The following is an 18,941-nucleotide window of genomic DNA, read 5'->3' on the forward strand; positions in this document are numbered from 1 at the left end:
AAGGGGTTGGCCGGAAAGGGCAGCCCCTTTCCCATTCTAAGAAAGGAAAATGACGAGCTTTATGATAAGAAAAACTCAATCTTTTACCTCATTTGCCTTCAAACTGATCTTAGGAATTCTAGTGTTTATTGGTATGTTTTTTATGGCAATGGTATTTGGAGCTGCAGCCGTCTCAGTTGAAGATGTATGGTTGGCTCTTTCGTCTTCTGCAACCGGTGATCATATTTCGCTTATCCGTGATATTCGGTTACCTCGTGAAATAGCTGCCATTTTTGTTGGCGCAGCTCTTGCTGTCTCTGGTGCAATCATGCAAGGTATAACAAGAAACCCACTTGCTGATCCAGGTTTACTAGGATTATCTGCCGGGGCTTATGCAGCATTGGCTGTTACGATCGCTTTCATTCCATCAGCCAATTACTTTTTGACGATGGTTGCCTGTTTTATTGGAGCCGCAATCGGTGCCTTGCTGGTTTTTGGAATTGGTTCGATGAAAAAAGGCGGATTCTCTCCTTTCCGTATTGTATTAGCGGGTTCTGCTGTTTCCGCCTTTTTATACGCCATTGCTGAAGGGCTTGGCCTTTATTTTAAAATTTCTAAAGATATCTCGATGTGGACAGCAGGAGGGATGGTTGGAACAACTTGGAATCAACTGCAAATCATCGTACCTTTTATTATCATTGGAATTGTTGTTTCCTTTTTTCTTTCAAGACAACTTACCATTCTCAGCTTAAATGAAGAAGTTGCAGTTGGCTTAGGCCAAAATATCATCAGAATTAAAATCCTTCTATTTATTGTCATTATCATTCTCGCGGGAGCATCTGTTGCTCTGGTTGGCAATATGACCTTTATCGGTCTTATGATTCCTCATATTGTTCGGGCAATTGTTGGAACCGATTATCGTTTTATTTTACCAATGTCTGCAACTTGCGGAGCTACTTTTATGCTATTTGCTGATACACTTGGCCGTACCTTAAATGCACCATATGAAACACCTGTTATAGCCATTGTCGCTATGCTAGGTTTACCGTTCTTCCTGATCATTGTCCGAAAGGGAGGAAAAACACTCTCATGATACATTCAGCATTAATCAAAAAACAGCGTATTATTTTATCGATTTCTCTCATACTCATCATAGCTACAGCTATTATTGGGACGGGGATAGGGTCTGCTAGTTTATCTTTTGACAGACTCATCCACACTCTATTAGGTCAAGGAACCTTTAAAGAGGAATTTATATTATATTCTATTCGATTGCCTCGAATATTGATTACTTTATTAGCTGGGATGGCACTTGCTATATCAGGTGCTATTTTGCAAGGAATCACAAAAAATGATTTAGCTGATCCAGGCATTATTGGGATTAATTCCGGTGCTGGGGTTGCCATTGCCGTTTTCTTTTTATTTTTCCCAGCTGAAGCTGGATCATTTGTTTATATGATTCCAATTGTTGGCTTTATAGGTGCAATTATAACGGGCTTCTTCATTTATCTATTAGCCTATAACAAAAAGAGCGGTATGCAACCTATCGGCTTAGTCCTCATCGGAGTCGGATTCTCAACTGCACTTTCCGGAGCTATGATTGTCATTATTTCTTCTGCTGAACGGACAAAAGTTGATTTCATCGCCAAATGGCTGGCAGGAAATATTTGGGGTTCAGATTGGCCATTTATTGGGGCTCTCCTGCCTTGGTTAGTCATCTTGATTCCGTTTACTTTGTACAAAGCAAATCGACTAAATCTATTAGGATTAAGCGAGCCTGTAACCATTGGAGTTGGGGTTTCCATTGAAAGGGAGCGGATCGTTTTGCTTTTAACAGCTGTCGCATTAGCGGCTGCTGCCGTTTCTGTCACAGGAGGTATTTCCTTTATCGGATTAATGGCCCCACATATCGCAAAAACTTTAGTAGGACCCAGAAACCAACTATTTATCCCTGTTGCTATTCTACTTGGCGGTTGGTTATTATTATTCGCTGACACAATCGGACGCAATATCATTGAAACCACTATACCGGCTGGAATCATGGTCTCAATCATCGGGGCACCTTATTTTATTTATTTGTTATTGAAAAAGTAAAAATCCATAAAAACGAGGCTGTCCCAATAAGGCTCTAAAAATTTATTTGGACCCATTAAATCAAACCCTTTGGTAGTCCATTTTGCAGAGGTGGTATGAAAGGGAGGAGTTTTCTCTTTTCAGACGACCTCTTTTATCTATTAGAGTGAAAATCTAAAAAACCTCATTTACTTATGATACGCTCCCCACCTGATTTCTCCATATCATGATAAATTGTTCAAGCAACACTGCTTCCGCAGCTCGCGGTCATGTTTAATTCTTTGATCCAATGCCGTTCTGATCTTATTAACAGCCACCTCTTATCGAGGCTTGCTACTAAGTTTTATTTCAACAAAAAACCGTTTGTTATAGCTGCTTCCTTGTCATCGTAGAGTCCGTGACAACCGTACGGCGCTTTTTCTGACTCTTTCTCCGGAAAATATTTGCATACTTATATCAATAGGCTGCCATAAATATGGTACTATTATTTTAAAAAAGAGATTCAGAGGCAGAAACAATGAATGAACTTGTGTTTGAAAAGAGAGAATTTACTTCAGATCATGTGAATGTTGTAAAAGCACTGCATTTAAATAACTATCCGATTGTGTACATCCTTTATAATGAGAAAAAGAAGCCGACTGCATATATTGGGCAAACGGTTCAAGCTGCACGGCGTTTGAAGAATCATATAGATGATAAAAAGCGAAAGAATTTGAATCGTTTTATATTAATCGGGCATGAGAAATTTCACCAGTCTGCGACATACAATATCGAGTCGAATTTAATTAACTATTTATAGAAACTAGGTTTAATATTTTGGCTGAACTCTTCTTCTCACTTCTCATAATACTCGGCCTCCCTCAATAAAATATCCCTAATTCTTCAAGTTAGAATTAGGGATTAATGTTTCACAGAATAAGAACTCCAGTTCTTATTCTAAAACTTAGTTATCTTCAGAATGAGTCAAATTAAAATTATTCGTATGGGCCTAAGAAACGAACACCATTAAAATGAATTAGATGTGACGGTGCGTCAGCTACCCACACTTCCGTCTCCCAAGAAATGTCATTTAGGTATCTTGCCATTAATGAACGATTAGGGAATGCAGTCACATAAACTATTCCCGCAGTTGAACCTTTAAATAATTTGGCTAATTCTTCATGACGCTTATGGTCTACTGGACCGTGACTAGTTACCGCTTCAATGAGTAGAAGCCATTTTTTCTCTGGAAAATAAATCACTACATCAGGCATTTTTCCATGAGAGTCTATAACTACCCCTAACTGTCTTAATAATTCTTCATCGAAATAACCCATCTTTTCACCAGTATCACCAGCATAAATTAATCTGCCTCCTGGTACATAACGTGGTGCAAATTCTTCTATAATTGCCTTAATTAACTTGCTGTGCTCTCCTGGAGTTATATAAATCTCTTTACCTTCTGCTATTTGTATAGGTATTTTATTCTGCTGTCTCTCTTTAGCATACCTTTCTACCAATGTTTGTCTGTTAGATAAGTATCGGGCTAGTAATTCACTCCATTCTTCTGTATTGTAGCACTTAATAAGTTCTAAAGTTTCCGCTTCTATTTGATATACTGCCTTCGGACTATTAACAGGCCTTGTCGGTTTATCAGGGTTATACAAAGCAATTCCAGCATCTACAAACTGGTGCATAGTAAATCTTCTAAAAGTTTCTCGACTATTTGGTGCATATTCTTTTCCATAATTGATTCGACAAAATTCCATCATTGGTGTTATACCAATAAGAGGACTTTCAGCTTCCGACCATGTCTTATCTTGAGTTAAATTCATTAAAGCTAATAAACATAGACCTGAACGTTCATTTTGCTGCCCCTTAGGCAAACCTAATTCTTTAAGAATATTTATTGCTTCTTTGACGTTACTATGCATTCCTTCGGTCACTTAATAACAACTCCTCCAACTTACTATCTATTTCAACCTGCCCTACATTTTCTTTATTTTTTATTACCCATTTACCTAAACTTATTAGGATATCTCGACTAGGAAATTTCATTGTTCTAAGGTCAGTAGCATTTACCTGAGTATGACCATTAAAAATTCTGAAATACTTATCTACTGGGGTTGAGTTAAGATAGGCATAAAGACCATATGCTACTTCTTTAGAAATTCCACTCTTATTATAGTGGAGTACATTAAGTCCGTTCTCAAAACCAACAACTGGATCGTGTACACTCTCTGGTGTTAATACTCCTGCTACTATTCGACGTTTTTCTTCTTTTGAAGAAAACCTTTTAACAACAACATAATGCCCATTAGGGTAAAGCCACTTTTCAACCTTTTCATTTCTAATGATTGCGTTAGGCTTTTTCATCACCTTGGGGTACTCTACACTTGCCCCAACAAAGTGATTTGGATAAAACAATGGAACAGTTCCTTCTTCTGGCATTTCTCTTAGATTTTCTTTTACTCTAAAATCTACAACTGGTCCTGTTGAAACCTCAATATTTAGTTCCTCCAAGGAATAACAAACATTTGGGTGCTTCTCAATAAGAGTTTCCTCATTGGTTGTGTTTATATGAATAAACTTTTCAATATCATTTGGTTGGACAATTTTCTCGAATGGATACCTATACTCCTTATAATCAGAAAAGCTATCATCTGTTGAGATAGATATTGTAACATCTTCTTGCGCAGTTCCCTTTTCTAGCTTCATTATTACATTTTCTTGTAATACTTCATCATCCTTAAATGCCTTGTCCCTAGACTCAAACAAATGCATATGTTTAATTGAGGTTTTGTTCAATAAGTGTTGTCTAAAATTACGAAAATATGGGCCATTACAGAAGCTCCTTGGTATAATAAATACTATTTCACCACCATCAGACATTAAATCAACTGTTAGAGCTACAAATGCTGAATATAAGTTTACAGTTTCGATTCCTGCTTTTCTTAAAAGTTTTCTATGATTGGAATTACTTTTTATTTTTTTATATGGCGGATTTAAGATAGCATGAGTAAACCGCTGCTTATCTTTTGCAAGTAAACTCTCTTTATCCAGTAAACTAAACGCTGCCCACTCAATAAAATCATCAATAATAATTTGTGAATTAATTTCAATATCATCTTTGAATAAAGCAAGTGTTTCAGACAAATAAGGCTCTAACATTTCATCGATTTCCAACAAATGAAGATCAGCTTTACCAATGTTTTCTGAAATTAATCTAGCCAAGAAGGCACTAGTTAGAGATCCTATTCCTGCTCCCGCATCCAAAACTTTGGGATTATTTAATTTATCTTTACTAAACAGCGAAGCCATAAATTTAGAGATACTTAAAGGTGTAAAAAATTGACCCAACTCAGACTTATTCTTAAGTAATGGGTTAACAGTTAATCTTGACTTTTCAACTGTTTCTAGAATTTGAGTCATGGTAGCACTCCTTAATTTTAATACGTGTTTGCTTTTTTATTTTATCATCTTTTGTTATGATTAACACAATAAACCCTGCTGGTACTTTCAACAGGGTTTATCACAATTAGAATTAGTCAAGCCATGTTCTTTTTTTATTCTTCAATCCTTTTAAATTCAATACATTTCTATTTTACACAGAATCTCTTCAATGCCTATATTTTTAAATATTCTTTTTTCTCAGCTGCTTCAATAACTTGACTTTTAAAACTTTCCATAATAGACAGTACCTGATTATATACTTCTGTAAAATTATATTCTGTATCTTTATAGCTTTCACCATGTACTATTTCATGCCTATATTTTAGCATTTCGTTATCTATATAATTTTTTTTTGTTTCATAGATATTATTTAATCCTATACTCTTTATTATTTCATCAAACAATTCAAAATTCAGATTAGAATCTGTGTTAATTATTCTTTGAAAAGGTTTATCATCATATTTAATATTAAACACTTCTTCTTTAAGACTCTCCAATTTTAATAAAAATTTAGTATGGACGGAATTTTTCTGTGACCCTCCACTTAATTGAACATCTTTCTTTATTTTAAATGCTAAAAAATTCTCCTTTAAATTTTTATATTTTATTTTTTGACTGCATATATAGACCACGTAGTAATTTGCGACGCTTCGTATAAATCCTTCCCAATGAGCACATAATAAAGCAACTCCACTTCGCACAAGAGTTTTTTTGGAAAGAGCTACATTATTATTCTCTATAGCCATTTTCAACTGCAGTAGTTCCATTTTCCTCCATGCAAAATCTCTATCTATTCTTTCTTCCAGATTTTCTATATCTCTAATCTTCATTTTTAAATAATTCCCGTGATAGCCTAGTTAATTCTTGGAACCTTGCAATTGGTCTTTTTCCTCTTGTAGTGGCATGTTCAAATCTACTATTGTTTGGTATTTGTTTTATTACTTCTTTGAGTTTGTCCGTATTTTTCCATATATCATTATTTTCACTCAGCCCAACTATGAGCACTTCATACATGCTAAGTGAAAATCCACCTAAAAAGTTATCTTTCTCTTGATTATACTTTTTAAAAGCCTTGTCTCCTAAAGCTTCATTTAATAACTCTATTGCCTTTTTAAAGTCCTTAACATATTGGTTTAAATCAGCTTCATTTAATTCCATTAAGTTCATTAATTCCTCAGTTAAATAAATACCTATATCCTGTTGTAGATTTATTTCTTCTAAATTTGCAGAGCGAGCTATAATATACCTCACTATTAACTCTTTATCATATTGCTCTTCTAAATATTTTGGAGTTAAGGACAATAACGTTTTTAACAATGTATCCTCTGCTAAGGAATTAACTATTTCATAATACTTAGGATTAACCATTAGCATTAGGCAGTTTCTTATCTCTTGGTCTGTAAGTTGGGAACTATTTGTATTTAATCTTTGGAACATTTCATACTTAGCCTTTGGATTGGCTGTACTATCAATAATAATAAAATCCAACTTACTTCTTTTAATCTTTCTTCTTAAATCCGCACTCAAACTATTTGCCGTATCATGTTTATTCTCCCACCACTTTCCTTCCAATGAAGGTAAGAACTTAGTTTTAGTCATTTTGCTAGCTTCATAGAATTCTTCTGTATTGTTTCTTTTCTTTAAAATTCCCATAAATTCAAGTATTGTACTAATTCTTTGAAGTCCGTCTATTACATCCCATTTGCCTGAAGCTTCTTGTGCTACAAAAATAGGAGGGATTGGTATCCCTAATATTATTGATTCTATGAGGTCCGATTTTTGTGTTAAGTTCCACCTGAAGTATCTTTGATATTCTGGAAAGATTTCAATATCTCCTTCCTTATATAAATTAGCTACTTCTCCAATCGACATACTATATGAATCTGTTTTAATTTCATTAATACTCGCTTCGATTTCTTTTTCTAAGCTCATGTTATCACTCCAATTATTCTTTACCCTTATTATGACAAAAATCTATTTCCCTTTGAACTTAAAAAATTGATAACTTTTAACTTATACTAAGTTTATCAATAACCTTCACTTATGATAAGGCTCCCCCCGATTAATCCGAAACGCCCGATAAACCTGCTCCAGCAAAATCAGCCTCATCAGTTGATGAGGGAACGTCATCCTTGAAAACGACAGCTTCTCATCCGCACGCCTCAGGACGGCGTCGCTCAAGCCGAGCGAGCCGCCGATGACGAAGGTTACCTTGCTCTTTCCATATGTGGCGAGTCTATCCATATTATCGGCTAATTCTTCCGAACTTTTCATTTTTCCTTCGATTGCCAAGGCGATGACGTGGGCGTCGGGGCTGATTTTGGAGAGGATTCGTTCGCCTTCTTTGTCTTTGATGATTTTCATGTCCTGCTCGCTTAGGTTTTCCGGCGCTTTTTCGTCCGGCAGTTCGATGATGTCGACTTTTGCGTATGCGGAAAGCCGTTTTATGTATTCGTCGATTCCTTGTTTTAAATATTTTTCTTTTAGTTTTCCGATTGCTACGATTGATATATTCACAGGTCATCCCCACTTTAAGAACAAGTTATTCATATATATTATCCACAATTGTGGATAAAGGTTGTGTATTTTGTGTCCGATCATTCGTTCCCCACTATATATACTGCTGGCTTATCGCACAATTCACAGGTTGTGGATAAACTGTGTGTATGTTCGATTTTTCTGATTTCTGGGGCTAATTCTTCTTCATCTACATACATGTCAATGACGGTTTCAATATGTTCCTCACAAGATTTCATGAGTGTACCTCCAATATTTGCTTCATTGGGCTTTTTTTAAAAAGGCCCCTTATCCAATATACCCTATTTATTAACATGTTAATAGGTGATTGCACTCATATCCTTTATTTATCCACAACAATCATACTCGTCTTCTGGATAACTGAAAAAAGCATTGGCTGTATTTGCGCCAATGCTTACATATCCCTCTGTCATGCTGTTTCTTGTTCTGAAGCATCGAGTGCGGCATGTTTATTTATGATCCGCTGAAGATACCAAATGTGAAACAAGAAAGTAAACCAGCCATTTACCGGTTGATTTGAGAGCTGCTTTTTAAAACCGCTTCTGATGTTGAAACTGCTGCAAATATTCACGATCGTAAACAGCAAAAAGCCAAACTCACTTAAAAAACTGTCCTCAGGATGTAACGGAAGCAGCAAAGGGTAATCCTGAATAGGTAAAATGTCTTCTCCCCACATACGCTGAATAGATATGAGAGAAGATGTCCAAAAAAGCTCTAAAATTGAAAACGCAAATAAGAGCACAGTAACTTTTATGGCTACATAGGGGAGCTTGATTTGAAGCCGTTCAAGAGCCTGTCTTCGTGACAGAAACCAATATGGGATATACATTCCGAAGGTGACGATTGTTAAAACAATCATATGGATGATCCGGATCCTCGGAAATTCCGCTAATTTTCGTTCCTCATTCATTGTTTGATCCACTTCTTTCTTGAAACTTTCGGTCTTTTTATCCTTTGAATGTATTGTTTTCCACTTGCTATGTAAAAAGGTACTATAAAATACTGGATAAATCAAAGTAATAATGAGTTAGAAAGTGGGATATTTTTAGGTCTATGTATTCCTTTATTGTTTTTCTTGAATGACATAAGACTTTGGTTTCGATTCTTTTGTCATTTTTGTTTGTTAATATACGTTTATTAATAGGGCATCATGCAGTTTATTTTTCAGTATTCAACAGAAAACTTTACGTTTTGTAACATAACACAGGCCTATATAACTGTTTTGTGTTTCTTTTATATTGTACCCGCTCAAAATAAAAGGATCAAAGCTTGTGTCAGCTTTCATCCTTCCTTTTTACAGCCATTTGCTCATATTCAGATCTGTAACCTCAAAATTCATCTTTTCATATAAGTGTCTTGCGGTTTTATTATGGGCAAATACATGAAGGGACAGTTTTTTCACTCCTAACCGCTTTGCTTGCTCTTCCAGGGCGGCGAGAGCCTGCTGTCCGTTTCCTTGGCCGCGGAACGCTTCATACAGCCCAAAATCGTAAATAAACGCTTCTTTTAGCGGGTGGTGCGGGTCGGCATAAAACCAGGCCCATCCCATGACTTCCCCTTGTTCATTTACAATCGAGAAAAGATGATGGTTGGCGGTCTCCGTTCCGTTTGGCAAAAGCTGTTGAATTTGTTCTTCCGCTTTTGCCACTGCCTCCGCCGCAGTCCATGTGCCAGCTTTTACTTTTTCAATGGCGTAATGCTCGATTGAGTATGTGCTATAGGCTGTAAAATCCTTTTTGGACATGGGGGACAGAGACAATACAGAATTCGATTTTACCAAGTGGCCTCACTTCCTTATTTACGAAGCTTTTGTGATATACCCTCGCTTCGGCTCAGAAAATTTGTTGATTCTATGCTGTATGTAAAAGACGTTCAATAGGAAAGCAAAAACGGTTCCTTTTTTTGGTTCATCGCCAGACAGCTTATTGATGGCTGCCGTTACTGAAAGTGCGCAGTAGATCAAAACCGCTGCAGACAAGATGATCGTGATTCTGTGCAGCAAAAGGAACAGGCTGTAGTGCATCTCCGTAAATACAATGGCAGCTGAGATTCTTAGTGGGATTGTACATAAATGATAGACGATCATGACTTTTAGGGTGGTGTAGGGAATATCAAGATATGGCAGCAGTTCAAACACTTTTTTCCTTGAGAGAAACCAGTATGGAATGTAAATTCCCAAGGTGACAACACACAGAACAAAAACGGATATCATACTTTTGCTTTTCATGCTAGACAACGCTTTCATAGCCATCGGTACATTGTCGTTCATCTCATTCCTCCGGACATTGGTTTTCCAAACAAATGAACTGAATGAATATTTTTATAATAGCGGCACACCTCATCAATATATTCCTTTTCCGGATTTTAGACAATAAGGCTTATGTACCACTAAGACAATTGTACCATTTTTGTCATAATTTCCATTCCGGTGACCTGCCGAAACAGGCCCTCTTTTCTTCTTTTATGATATAAGCATGAAAAACAATCTGAATATCCATCCAGATTGTTTAATCCTGCCGCGCTTTGCGCAATGAAATCCGCCAGTTGATTCCGGTCCCGATATCATATACTTCGGCAAAGGAACCCTGATTGATTGCAACGCCCAAATTGTCCAACGAATTCACATATACAAGCGGTTCTCCCACTGGTATGTCGGCAAAAGAACGGCCAAAAACGATCGTTTGGCAATAGACTTGATTTGTCCCATGTGTAATGATGACGTTTAAAGCGTCCCCGTAACGAATGTCTAACTTGCTGAAAAGCCGGCGGCTGATATTCGTCCATAGATTCCCGAAGCGTACATCCAAAATATCAATCGTTCCCGTTATCCATTCATCTTCTATAAAGGCTTCCATAACAGGAAGTTTGATGAGGGATTCAGGTAAAACTTCAGGGCCGATTTGATCGAAGCGGATCACGCCTGATGCGAGCCTTGCTCCTGTATAGGCATAAATGTCGCGGCCATGGAAGGTGTGCGACTCTCCGGATTCCGGAAGTCTGTTTTGCGTCTCATCAAGATGCCGGGCTTCAGCGATGCCGATTTTCTGTTTAATATGGGTGAGGGTGCCGTTATCCGGTGTAATAATATATTGATTTGTACTTGTTCTGACTGCCACGCTGCGGCGTTCCGAACCGACGCCGGGATCGACGACAGATACGAATACCGTCCCTTCCGGCCAATAAGAAACCGTCTGCAGTAAACGGTATGAAGCCTCCCAAATATGGAACACTGGGATATTGTGCGTTACATCGAAAATCCGGATTGAACTGTCAACTGAATAAGCCACTCCGTACATCGCATTGACAGCTCCGTCGTCAATGCCAAAATCCGATTGCAAGACAAGTGCATGCTGACTCATTCTATCTCCCTTTCCGTCCCGATCTTAATATCAACCTTGTCAAAATATTAAGATCATCATACAGTACAGCGAATTGAAACGCAATACGACGGCTTGTCCGTTTTTTTCTTAAAATGTTCTTTCGGGGGTTCAAAAATAAGAAAGCCATTCAGGAAAAAAGATATTTAATTCCAGGAACTATCATTTTTATGATGAAAATTATTTTTTACACTTTTGACGAACGACCTCTCTCATTTCATAATGGACGCATACAAAAAAACAGCCTGGCCTTGAAGACCAGACTGTTCATAATTAGCTTCCCAACTTGGATCGCGTCAGTTTTACTTTTGTCGTTTTTTCTTTTCCGCCGTGGTAATACTTTACTCTTACAGTGTCGCCGACTTTTTTGGTATACAGCTTTTTGCGAAGATCGACGATATCGTATACCCGTCCGCCGTCAAATTCAACGATCACATCCAACTCTTTCAGCCCCGCTCTCCCGGCCGGAGACAATGGCTGCACGCCCATGACGACTACACCTGATGTTACATCGTTCGGCAGTTTAAGCGTTTCTTGCCAATGATAGCTGGCAATGTCGCCGAGTGACTTCATTTCGATTCCGAGATACGGGCGTCTCACTTCTCCGTATGTTTCCAAATCGTTAATGACCGGAAGCGCAAGATTTGCCGGAATGCTCAGCCCGATGCCTTCGACGGCGCTTTCGGCGATTTTCATCGAGTTGATGCCGATCACTTTTCCATCGATATTAAACAGTCCTCCGCCGCTGTTCCCGGGGTTAATTGCCGCATCCGTCTGCAAAACTTCGGCATTCCAATCCGGTTGGCCGTCTCCATCCGAATCAACCGGAACGGCGCGCTCGGTTCCCGATATGATTCCTTGTGTGACAGATCCCGAGAATTGGAGGCCTAGCGGGTTTCCAATCGCTATCACCGGCTCGCCCGTTTTGACTTTATCGGAGTTTCCGAAAACGGCGGCAGCTTTTATTTTATTGCTTTTTACCTGAAGAACGGCAAGATCCATCAGTTTGTCACTGCCGATCAGCTTCGCCGGAATTCTCGTTCCATCATTCAGGCTGACTTCAATTTGGGAAGCTCCTTCAATGACATGGTGGTTTGTCACGATATGTGACGTACTTCCGTCCTTTTTGTAAATGACTCCTGAACCGGTCCCGGCTTCACCTGTTTCATCCCAGACGCCTGTTTTTTGAATATTGATGACGCCGACAACTGAATCAGACACTTTCGAGACGACCTGGGTGACCTCATTATTCACATTGACCGAGACATTGCGGACAGCTCCGCCCTGTCCGGCCCTTTGTCCTTGTCCTCCATCCGATTCGATGACTTGGAGATTGTACGGCAAAAGCCCTTGTTCTGAGAGATACGGCAGGGCAAATACCGTCAACAGGGCCCCGATCACGGCACCGATCAGACTTGAAAACAAAAAGCTTTTCCAATTTCTTGACGGCTTTTCGTGAACGTATTTTTCCTCATCATGATTAAACTCCACTATATTCAAATCCTTTCAAGGAACGATATATGTATATAGTGTGGATCAGAAACTGTCAGATTAATCATGGATTCCGAAAAATTTACACCGCCGCAAGAGGTGTCGGCTTTTTGGGATCTGTGTCATATAAATCAAACGTTTCGCCTGTCATAAATCCCTTCGCGGCAAGGGTTTGCTGCACAGACATTCTGGCGAGCTCCTTCATGTTGTTATCCTGGCTTAAATGGGCTAAGTAAATCCGCGACGTCTCATCACCGATGACATCTGTCATGGCAAGCGCGGCATCCTCATTTGACACATGACCGACATCGCTTAAAATCCGGCGCTTAATATTCCAAGGGTAGCGGCCCATTTGCAGCATACCGACATCGTGATTGCTTTCAAACACAAAGACATTGGCTGAGCGGATGATGCCCTTCATTCTGTCGCTGACATACCCTGTATCCGTAATCAGCGCAAGCTTTCGTCCATTGTAATGAAACACGTAGAACATCGGTTCTGCCGCATCATGGGAAACGCCAAATGATTCAACATCAAGGGAACCGAATGATTTGACCGTTTCCATTTGGAACACGAATTTTTGGCCGTTATCGATATTGCCGATATGCCCCTCCATCGCCTTCCATGTCTTTTCATTCGCATAAACGGGCAGCTGATATTTTCTGGCCAGTACACCGAGTCCTTTAATATGGTCGCTGTGCTCATGAGTGACAAAAATCCCGTCAAGGCCGTCCAGGCTGCGGTCGATTTGTGCCATCAGCCCTTCAATTGCTTTCCCGCTAAGTCCTGCGTCTACTAAAAAAGCGTGGTCATCGGTTTCCAAATAAAATGCATTCCCCGTACTCCCGCTTGCAAGTACGCTAAATTGCAGGCTCATGGTTTCTCACTCCATTACGATTTTTCCTTTTTCTCCTGTGATAGAAGAACGGCTCCGTCCCGTGCATCTACGATAAACTCTTCATGTATTACGGCTTCGTCCGTTTTGCGCTGTACTTCGATCCGCCAAACCGGTACGAAAATTTGCGCGCTTGCCAAAGGATATTGCGTGAAATATCCCAGCTCGGTCTTTTTAACTTTACTGTTAGGCTTTAGGTAGTCCGGATAATATAACGCTTCAACCGCACCTACAGCGGAAATTAGATTTTCCGTTTTGACTTCTTTGATTTCTTTCAGCATCGACTGCTTATACCGAACAACTTCATTTTTATCATTGTAAAACAGAACGACTTCACCGATTTCATTATTGGCATTGTCGTTTTGATCCTGAAAAATATAATCCCCTTTATAGGTTTGAAAGAAGATGATCTGCTTTTGCGACTTATCGACTCGCCACAGCTTATACTTGCTGCCGTTTATCACCTGCTGATTGACAATTTCCCTTGCTTTTGTCTCCATATCCGTTTTCGGAAGAGGAATAGGCTCTGAAAAGGCCATTTTTATTTCTGTCAGGGAATCACTTTTAGAAGTGTCCATTAACGGTTTCTGCCCTTTCAGCGATTTAATCTCGCTCTGTTTAAATACTTTTTTTTGCGCTGAAATTGAAGAACCTTTTTGTGATTCCTTTGACAAATTGTTGTAAGTAATATGATCAGCTTTCATATCTTCCTGCAGTGTCGATTTTTCTAAAATCGGGAACTGATTGATCCTGCGTTTATCTAAATATTGAAAAGCCAAAAAGATGTCAAGGATGAGGAAGACGATGATGAAGATCGTTTTTGTTCTATTCCACTCCATTTTTCGCGCCCTCCTTCACCGCTGCATCTTCCTTGGAAACGGGTTGGACTGTGCCGTTTATTTTAATGCACCATGTCGGTACAAGCTTGACAACCGGGTCTTGCTCACTGGACACCGAAACCATTTCATAAGCAGGAAAAATTTGTTCAATGTTATCGAAGTTATACTCATCATGTTCCCGCAAGTAGTCGATTAATTCCTTGCCGTTCATGATTTCTTTGCTTTTTTTGCTCAGCGGGTTTGAGTTTGCCCCGAGAACATAGCTTGGATGTTTGTAGTCAAGGATGTCATTATTCGCCCAGCGAATATCAATGGACGTCGTTCCGAATGGCTGGCTTTGACTGTTGACGACCGGCAGCTGATCCATGTACAGATAAAAGCTGATCTGCTGATTTTCATTCAAGCTGAAAAACTGATAGTCGTCGGTCCAGCTTCCTGTATCATTTAAATATTTAAAGCTTTTATTAATCAGCTCTCCGTTTTGATAGGATGAGCTCGGTTCCATGTTGCGGTGCTGGAATTTCACCTGTCTGTTATTCGAGTAGATCTCCAGAAGGCTCGTCCCATCCGAATAAACGGGCCTGTTTAAATTGGTTTCCTCCCGCACGGTTTGAGGATCTTCAAACAGAGCGTTTTTAAAACGACTTGGGCTGATCGTTTCTGTAAAGTACTCTTTTTCAGTCAGCTTTAGTTTATTAACCGGAAGCAGCACATCTCGTCTGGAATTAATCTGATAAGCCTTGTAGACCGGCATCTGCGATTTTTCTTTGTTGATCTCAGACAGGATGTTTCGATAATTGGCTGATTCCACCTCAGCTTCAACAACCGTTTCTTTGCTGAATGACACAAAATATATCTTTTTCGTGCCGCTTCCTCCATTGAACGGCAGGACGATCCTGTCAAAAGAATTATATTCATAAGAATTTGCACTCCATTTGAACAGAGGCTGCAAAACGTCAATCGGAATGCTGTCGCTAAAGACGAGATCCAATTTGGCCGTTTTATTTTTGGCATAAAGCCAATCTTTGAACTGCTGTTTGCCAAAATCGTCTGAAATATCTTTGAGCGATTTTATTTCCCAGCGGCTCATATCATCCCACAGCTGGGAATAAAGCGTTAAATCATTCATCAAATAGTGTTTACCATTGTCATGGATGAACATTTGCTGCGGCTTAACCGCTTCGTTTAATAATTTGGTCTGATTTGCAATCGGCTGCTTGTCGCTGACCTGTGCCTTAGAGTCTTCAACTTTCTCATAATTCCCCTGGAATCCCCAAATGTTAAGGGTAAAAAGAAGACTGATCAGCACTAAAAGGGACAGTACTATCGTTTTTATTGTTTCACGCTTCATCCCAATCATCCTCTTGTTCTTCTTTATACGGCAGGGTAAATGTGATCGTTGTTCCTTTTCCTTCGATGCTGTCGGCCCAGATGTCTCCGCCGTGAGCCTGTACCATTTCTTTTGCAATCGCCAGACCAAGACCGGTTCCGCCGAGCTTTCTTGTTCTCGCTTTGTCTACACGATAGAAGCGTTCGAAAATCTTCTCCATATCCTTTCTCGGAATGCCGACACCTTCATCTTTGACACTGACATAAAGCAGCTCTTCTTCTTCATTGACATCGACGGAAAATGTAATATGGCCGCCTTCAGGAGAATATTTCAATGCGTTTGAAATAATATTATCCAGCACCTGCGTAATTTTGTCAGGATCGATTTCAACATACAAATCTCTGTCAGGCAGATGGCTGATAAAGTCGACATGCTGTTCCTTTGTCATTTCAAAACGCTCAATAATGAGAGAGAAGAAGCGGATAAAGTGAATCCATTCCTTATTAAATTGATAGTCTTTGCTGTCGAACTTTGAAAGCTGCAATAGGTCATTGACGAGCCTGATCATTCGCTCTGTTTCATTTTGCGCTACATTCAGGAAACGCGGCGCGATATTCGGGTCCTGCAAAGCTCCATCCGCAAGCGCTTCTAAATAGCTTCGCATCGTCGTAAGCGGTGTTCTGAGCTCATGGGACACGTTTGCCACAAATTCTCTCCGCTCTTGATCAATCTGCTCCTGTTCTGTGACATCGTAGATAACAGCAATCAATCCGTCGATTTTTCCGTGCTCTTTTTGAATCACTGAGAAGTTGACGCGAAGTACAGATGTCCTTTCTTCCTGATCGATTTCAAGAATGAGAGAATCCTGCTGTTCGACTAAATCTTCAAACGTATATTCGTCATCAAGTCCAAGCAATGAGGTAATCGGCATTTCGAGAGCTGTTTCACGTGAAACGTTTAAAAGTTCGAGAGCCGGTGTATTTAATAAAATGATCGCGCCATTGCGGTTTGTCGCGATAACTCCGTCCGTCATATAGGCGATCACAGACGAAAGTTTTTTTCGTTCGCCTTCCGTCATCGACTGAGCTTCTTTCAGCTCTCTCGTTAAATAATTAAAGGTCGTTGCAAGCTGACCGATTTCATCATTTCCATATTTCCTGACTTTCCGGGAGAAGTTCCCTTTCGCCAGTTCAATTGCCTGTTTTCGCATGTCTGATAGCGGATGGGTAATGGTTCGCGCCACAAACACTCCCAAAAAGGCAGTGATGCCAAGCGCAAGTATAGTTCCTGACGCTAAAATCATGTTGATCGTCCGGATTTGATTATAGACATCATCCATGGAAGCCACGACATAAATGGCTCCGATCGTCTCTTGATTGGCTTTTTTAATCGGAGTGACGGAAATACGCACTTTGCTGTCCCGTTCCGGATCAAAAAATTTATTTTCATATGGCAGACCGACAAGCAATGTCCTTTTTATAATTCCTTCAGTTGTCTTTTTGCCCGCTACCTCCCGATTGTATGGGTTGGAGGTTGCGATGACTTCATAGCTTTTATCAATCAGGCTGACTTCGAGAATTTCGCCTTCCTTGCTGAAATCATTTAATATCCGCTCAGCATCTTCCTTCAATGTTGTAGAGGATTCGGTGCTTCTGTCTTTCGTCATTTCCTGTTCAAGATAGTACGACAGATTGTTCACCCGCTGATCAAGAGAATCCTTATAAGACCTGAGAAGGTTGTCCTCCATTGCCCTTACAAAGTACACGCCGATAATCTGCATCGCGACGATAATCAGCAAAACATATATTAAAGTAAACTTAAAATGAATGGATCGAAAAAAACCGACTTTATTCATTTGGGCATTAGTCCTGTTCAGGGTTTCTCAAGTAATAGCCGACACCGCGTCTCGTCACGATCCAGCTCGGATGGCTCGGGTTATCCTCAATTTTTTCGCGGAGGCGGCGAACGGTGACGTCCACTGTCCGGACATCTCCGAAATAATCATAGCCCCAAACCGTTTGCAGCAAATGTTCGCGGGTCATGACTTGTCCGATATGTTTTGCAAGGTAGTGCAGCAGCTCGAATTCCCTGTGAGTCAGTTCGATTGTCTCATCGCGTTTTGACACAACATAGGCATCGGGAAAGATGACGAGCGAGCCGATTTGGATTTCGTTTGAAGCCGGTTCTTCTTCCGCAGGCGCCGCCGTGTTCTGCCGTCTGAGGTTCGCTTTGACACGGGCTAAAAGCTCGCGGGTGCTGAAAGGCTTTGTCACATAGTCGTCAGCACCGAGCTCAAGGCCGATAACCTTATCGATTTCGGAATCTTTCGCGGTCAGCATGATGATGGGCATGTCATATTTTTTGCGAACTTCACGGCAAACCTCCACACCGTCTTTATTCGGAAGCATGATATCGAGAAGAATTAAATCAGGGTTCAGCTCCTCGACCATCTCCAGCGCTTCATTGCCGTCATAAGCACAATGGACGTCATAGCCCTCTTTTTTCAAATTAAATTCTAAAATGTCGGCAATGGGCTTTTCATCATCTACAACAAGTATCTTTTTATCCATTATCATTTCCTCCTCGTTCAGAGTTGAATGCACAGCATATAAAAGCTGCCGTATGATTTTTTTATATTTCAAGTTCATTGGATAAGCACATGACAAATCACAATCTCAAAATAGATTTCTTATACATTATAACGTTTATGAGACAAAAATTAAAAAAATAGTTCAAGGGAAAGGAATTGGAAATATTGCCATGATTACATTTTTTCAGTTTCCATCACAACAATTAAATTTCCGTTACTTTTTTTACTGAAAAGTGAAACATCTTTTGTTTTTAATCGTCTATATAGTAACGTCTTCTTCTTTGGCCGGCTGCCCGGCCTCCCTTTTTTTCTCTCTCACAAACTTCCCGCATCTTTTCAAACATTTTCATTTTATCTATAAGAAAAACGCATCTGCAAAAAGCAGACGCGCTTTAAA

The 18,941-nt window shown here is 39.7% G+C and carries 18 protein-coding genes and 1 pseudogene; 3 read left to right on the forward strand and 16 right to left on the reverse strand.

Features of this window, described 5'->3' with window-relative positions; all coding sequences use genetic code 11:
* Positions 1-61: 61 nt before the first annotated feature.
* From BTR1S_RS02600 to BTR1S_RS02610, 3 genes and pseudogenes are all read left to right on the forward strand, one after another.
* A complete protein-coding gene (locus BTR1S_RS02600; RefSeq protein WP_029419788.1) occupies positions 62-1,072 on the forward strand; it encodes a FecCD family ABC transporter permease in 1,011 nt (336 codons plus the stop codon).
* Entirely contained in the window at positions 1,069-2,073 is a 1,005-nt protein-coding gene (locus tag BTR1S_RS02605) for a FecCD family ABC transporter permease (RefSeq protein WP_006639773.1), read from the forward strand. Before BTR1S_RS02600 ends, BTR1S_RS02605 begins: the two co-directional genes overlap by 4 nt.
* A gap of 496 nt (positions 2,074-2,569) precedes the next feature.
* Positions 2,570-2,845: pseudogene (locus BTR1S_RS02610) on the forward strand (GIY-YIG nuclease family protein); the annotation flags it as partial.
* Between the two features lie 181 nt (positions 2,846-3,026).
* Here BTR1S_RS02610 and BTR1S_RS02615 read toward each other — a convergent pair.
* From BTR1S_RS02615 to walR, 16 genes are all read right to left on the reverse strand, one after another.
* Positions 3,027-3,977, reverse strand: a complete 951-nt coding sequence (locus tag BTR1S_RS02615) for a BsuBI/PstI family type II restriction endonuclease (protein WP_029419790.1) — start codon at positions 3,975-3,977, stop codon at positions 3,027-3,029.
* On the reverse strand, positions 3,958-5,463 hold the full coding sequence (locus BTR1S_RS02620) for an Eco57I restriction-modification methylase domain-containing protein (RefSeq protein ID WP_029419791.1): 1,506 nt from the start codon (positions 5,461-5,463) through the stop codon (positions 3,958-3,960). Before BTR1S_RS02620 ends, BTR1S_RS02615 begins: the two co-directional genes overlap by 20 nt.
* A gap of 194 nt (positions 5,464-5,657) precedes the next feature.
* A complete protein-coding gene (locus BTR1S_RS02625; protein ID WP_029419792.1) occupies positions 5,658-6,314 on the reverse strand; it encodes an MAE_28990/MAE_18760 family HEPN-like nuclease in 657 nt (218 codons plus the stop codon).
* Positions 6,304-7,416: a DUF262 domain-containing protein gene (locus BTR1S_RS02630; protein ID WP_029419793.1), complete on the reverse strand. Its 1,113-nt coding sequence runs from the start codon at positions 7,414-7,416 to the stop codon at positions 6,304-6,306. The genes BTR1S_RS02625 and BTR1S_RS02630 overlap by 11 nt, the downstream gene beginning before the upstream one ends.
* A gap of 105 nt (positions 7,417-7,521) precedes the next feature.
* A complete protein-coding gene (rlmH, locus tag BTR1S_RS02635) occupies positions 7,522-8,001 on the reverse strand; it encodes a 23S rRNA (pseudouridine(1915)-N(3))-methyltransferase RlmH (RefSeq protein WP_029419794.1) in 480 nt (159 codons plus the stop codon).
* Between the two features lie 80 nt (positions 8,002-8,081).
* Positions 8,082-8,240, reverse strand: coding sequence for a CxxH/CxxC protein (locus BTR1S_RS21545; protein WP_003177948.1), 159 nt, complete (start codon positions 8,238-8,240; stop codon positions 8,082-8,084).
* Between the two features lie 191 nt (positions 8,241-8,431).
* Positions 8,432-8,932 carry a DUF4234 domain-containing protein gene (locus tag BTR1S_RS02640; RefSeq protein WP_006639785.1) on the reverse strand — a complete coding sequence of 167 codons (501 nt, stop codon included), beginning with the start codon at positions 8,930-8,932 and terminating at the stop codon, positions 8,432-8,434.
* A gap of 384 nt (positions 8,933-9,316) precedes the next feature.
* Positions 9,317-9,802: a GNAT family N-acetyltransferase gene (locus BTR1S_RS02645; protein ID WP_006639786.1), complete on the reverse strand. Its 486-nt coding sequence runs from the start codon at positions 9,800-9,802 to the stop codon at positions 9,317-9,319.
* A gap of 18 nt (positions 9,803-9,820) precedes the next feature.
* On the reverse strand, positions 9,821-10,291 hold the full coding sequence (locus BTR1S_RS02650) for a hypothetical protein (RefSeq protein ID WP_006639787.1): 471 nt from the start codon (positions 10,289-10,291) through the stop codon (positions 9,821-9,823).
* 238 nt (positions 10,292-10,529) lie between these two features.
* Complete coding sequence (locus tag BTR1S_RS02655; protein WP_029419796.1) at positions 10,530-11,381, reverse strand: SAM hydrolase/SAM-dependent halogenase family protein; 852 nt, start codon at positions 11,379-11,381, stop codon at positions 10,530-10,532.
* A 291-nt stretch (positions 11,382-11,672) separates the two neighbouring features.
* Positions 11,673-12,890, reverse strand: coding sequence for a S1C family serine protease (locus BTR1S_RS02660; protein WP_006639789.1), 1,218 nt, complete (start codon positions 12,888-12,890; stop codon positions 11,673-11,675).
* A gap of 82 nt (positions 12,891-12,972) precedes the next feature.
* Positions 12,973-13,767 (reverse strand): exodeoxyribonuclease YycJ, encoded by a 795-nt coding sequence (yycJ, locus tag BTR1S_RS02665; protein ID WP_006639790.1) that lies wholly within the window; start codon positions 13,765-13,767, stop codon positions 12,973-12,975.
* Between the two features lie 14 nt (positions 13,768-13,781).
* Positions 13,782-14,624 (reverse strand): two-component system regulatory protein YycI, encoded by an 843-nt coding sequence (locus BTR1S_RS02670; protein WP_006639791.1) that lies wholly within the window; start codon positions 14,622-14,624, stop codon positions 13,782-13,784.
* Entirely contained in the window at positions 14,611-15,975 is a 1,365-nt protein-coding gene (locus tag BTR1S_RS02675) for a YycH family regulatory protein (RefSeq protein ID WP_029419797.1), read from the reverse strand. Before BTR1S_RS02675 ends, BTR1S_RS02670 begins: the two co-directional genes overlap by 14 nt.
* Positions 15,965-17,809, reverse strand: coding sequence for a cell wall metabolism sensor histidine kinase WalK (gene walK / locus BTR1S_RS02680; protein ID WP_006639793.1), 1,845 nt, complete (start codon positions 17,807-17,809; stop codon positions 15,965-15,967). The genes BTR1S_RS02675 and walK overlap by 11 nt, the downstream gene beginning before the upstream one ends.
* Before the next feature lie 7 nt (positions 17,810-17,816).
* Complete coding sequence (gene walR / locus BTR1S_RS02685) at positions 17,817-18,524, reverse strand: cell wall metabolism DNA-binding response regulator WalR (RefSeq protein WP_006639794.1); 708 nt, start codon at positions 18,522-18,524, stop codon at positions 17,817-17,819.
* Positions 18,525-18,941 lie beyond the last annotated feature (417 nt).

It is taken from the genome of Bacillus sonorensis NBRC 101234 = KCTC 13918 (assembly GCF_001592005.1).
GTDB lineage: Bacteria > Bacillota > Bacilli > Bacillales > Bacillaceae > Bacillus > Bacillus sonorensis.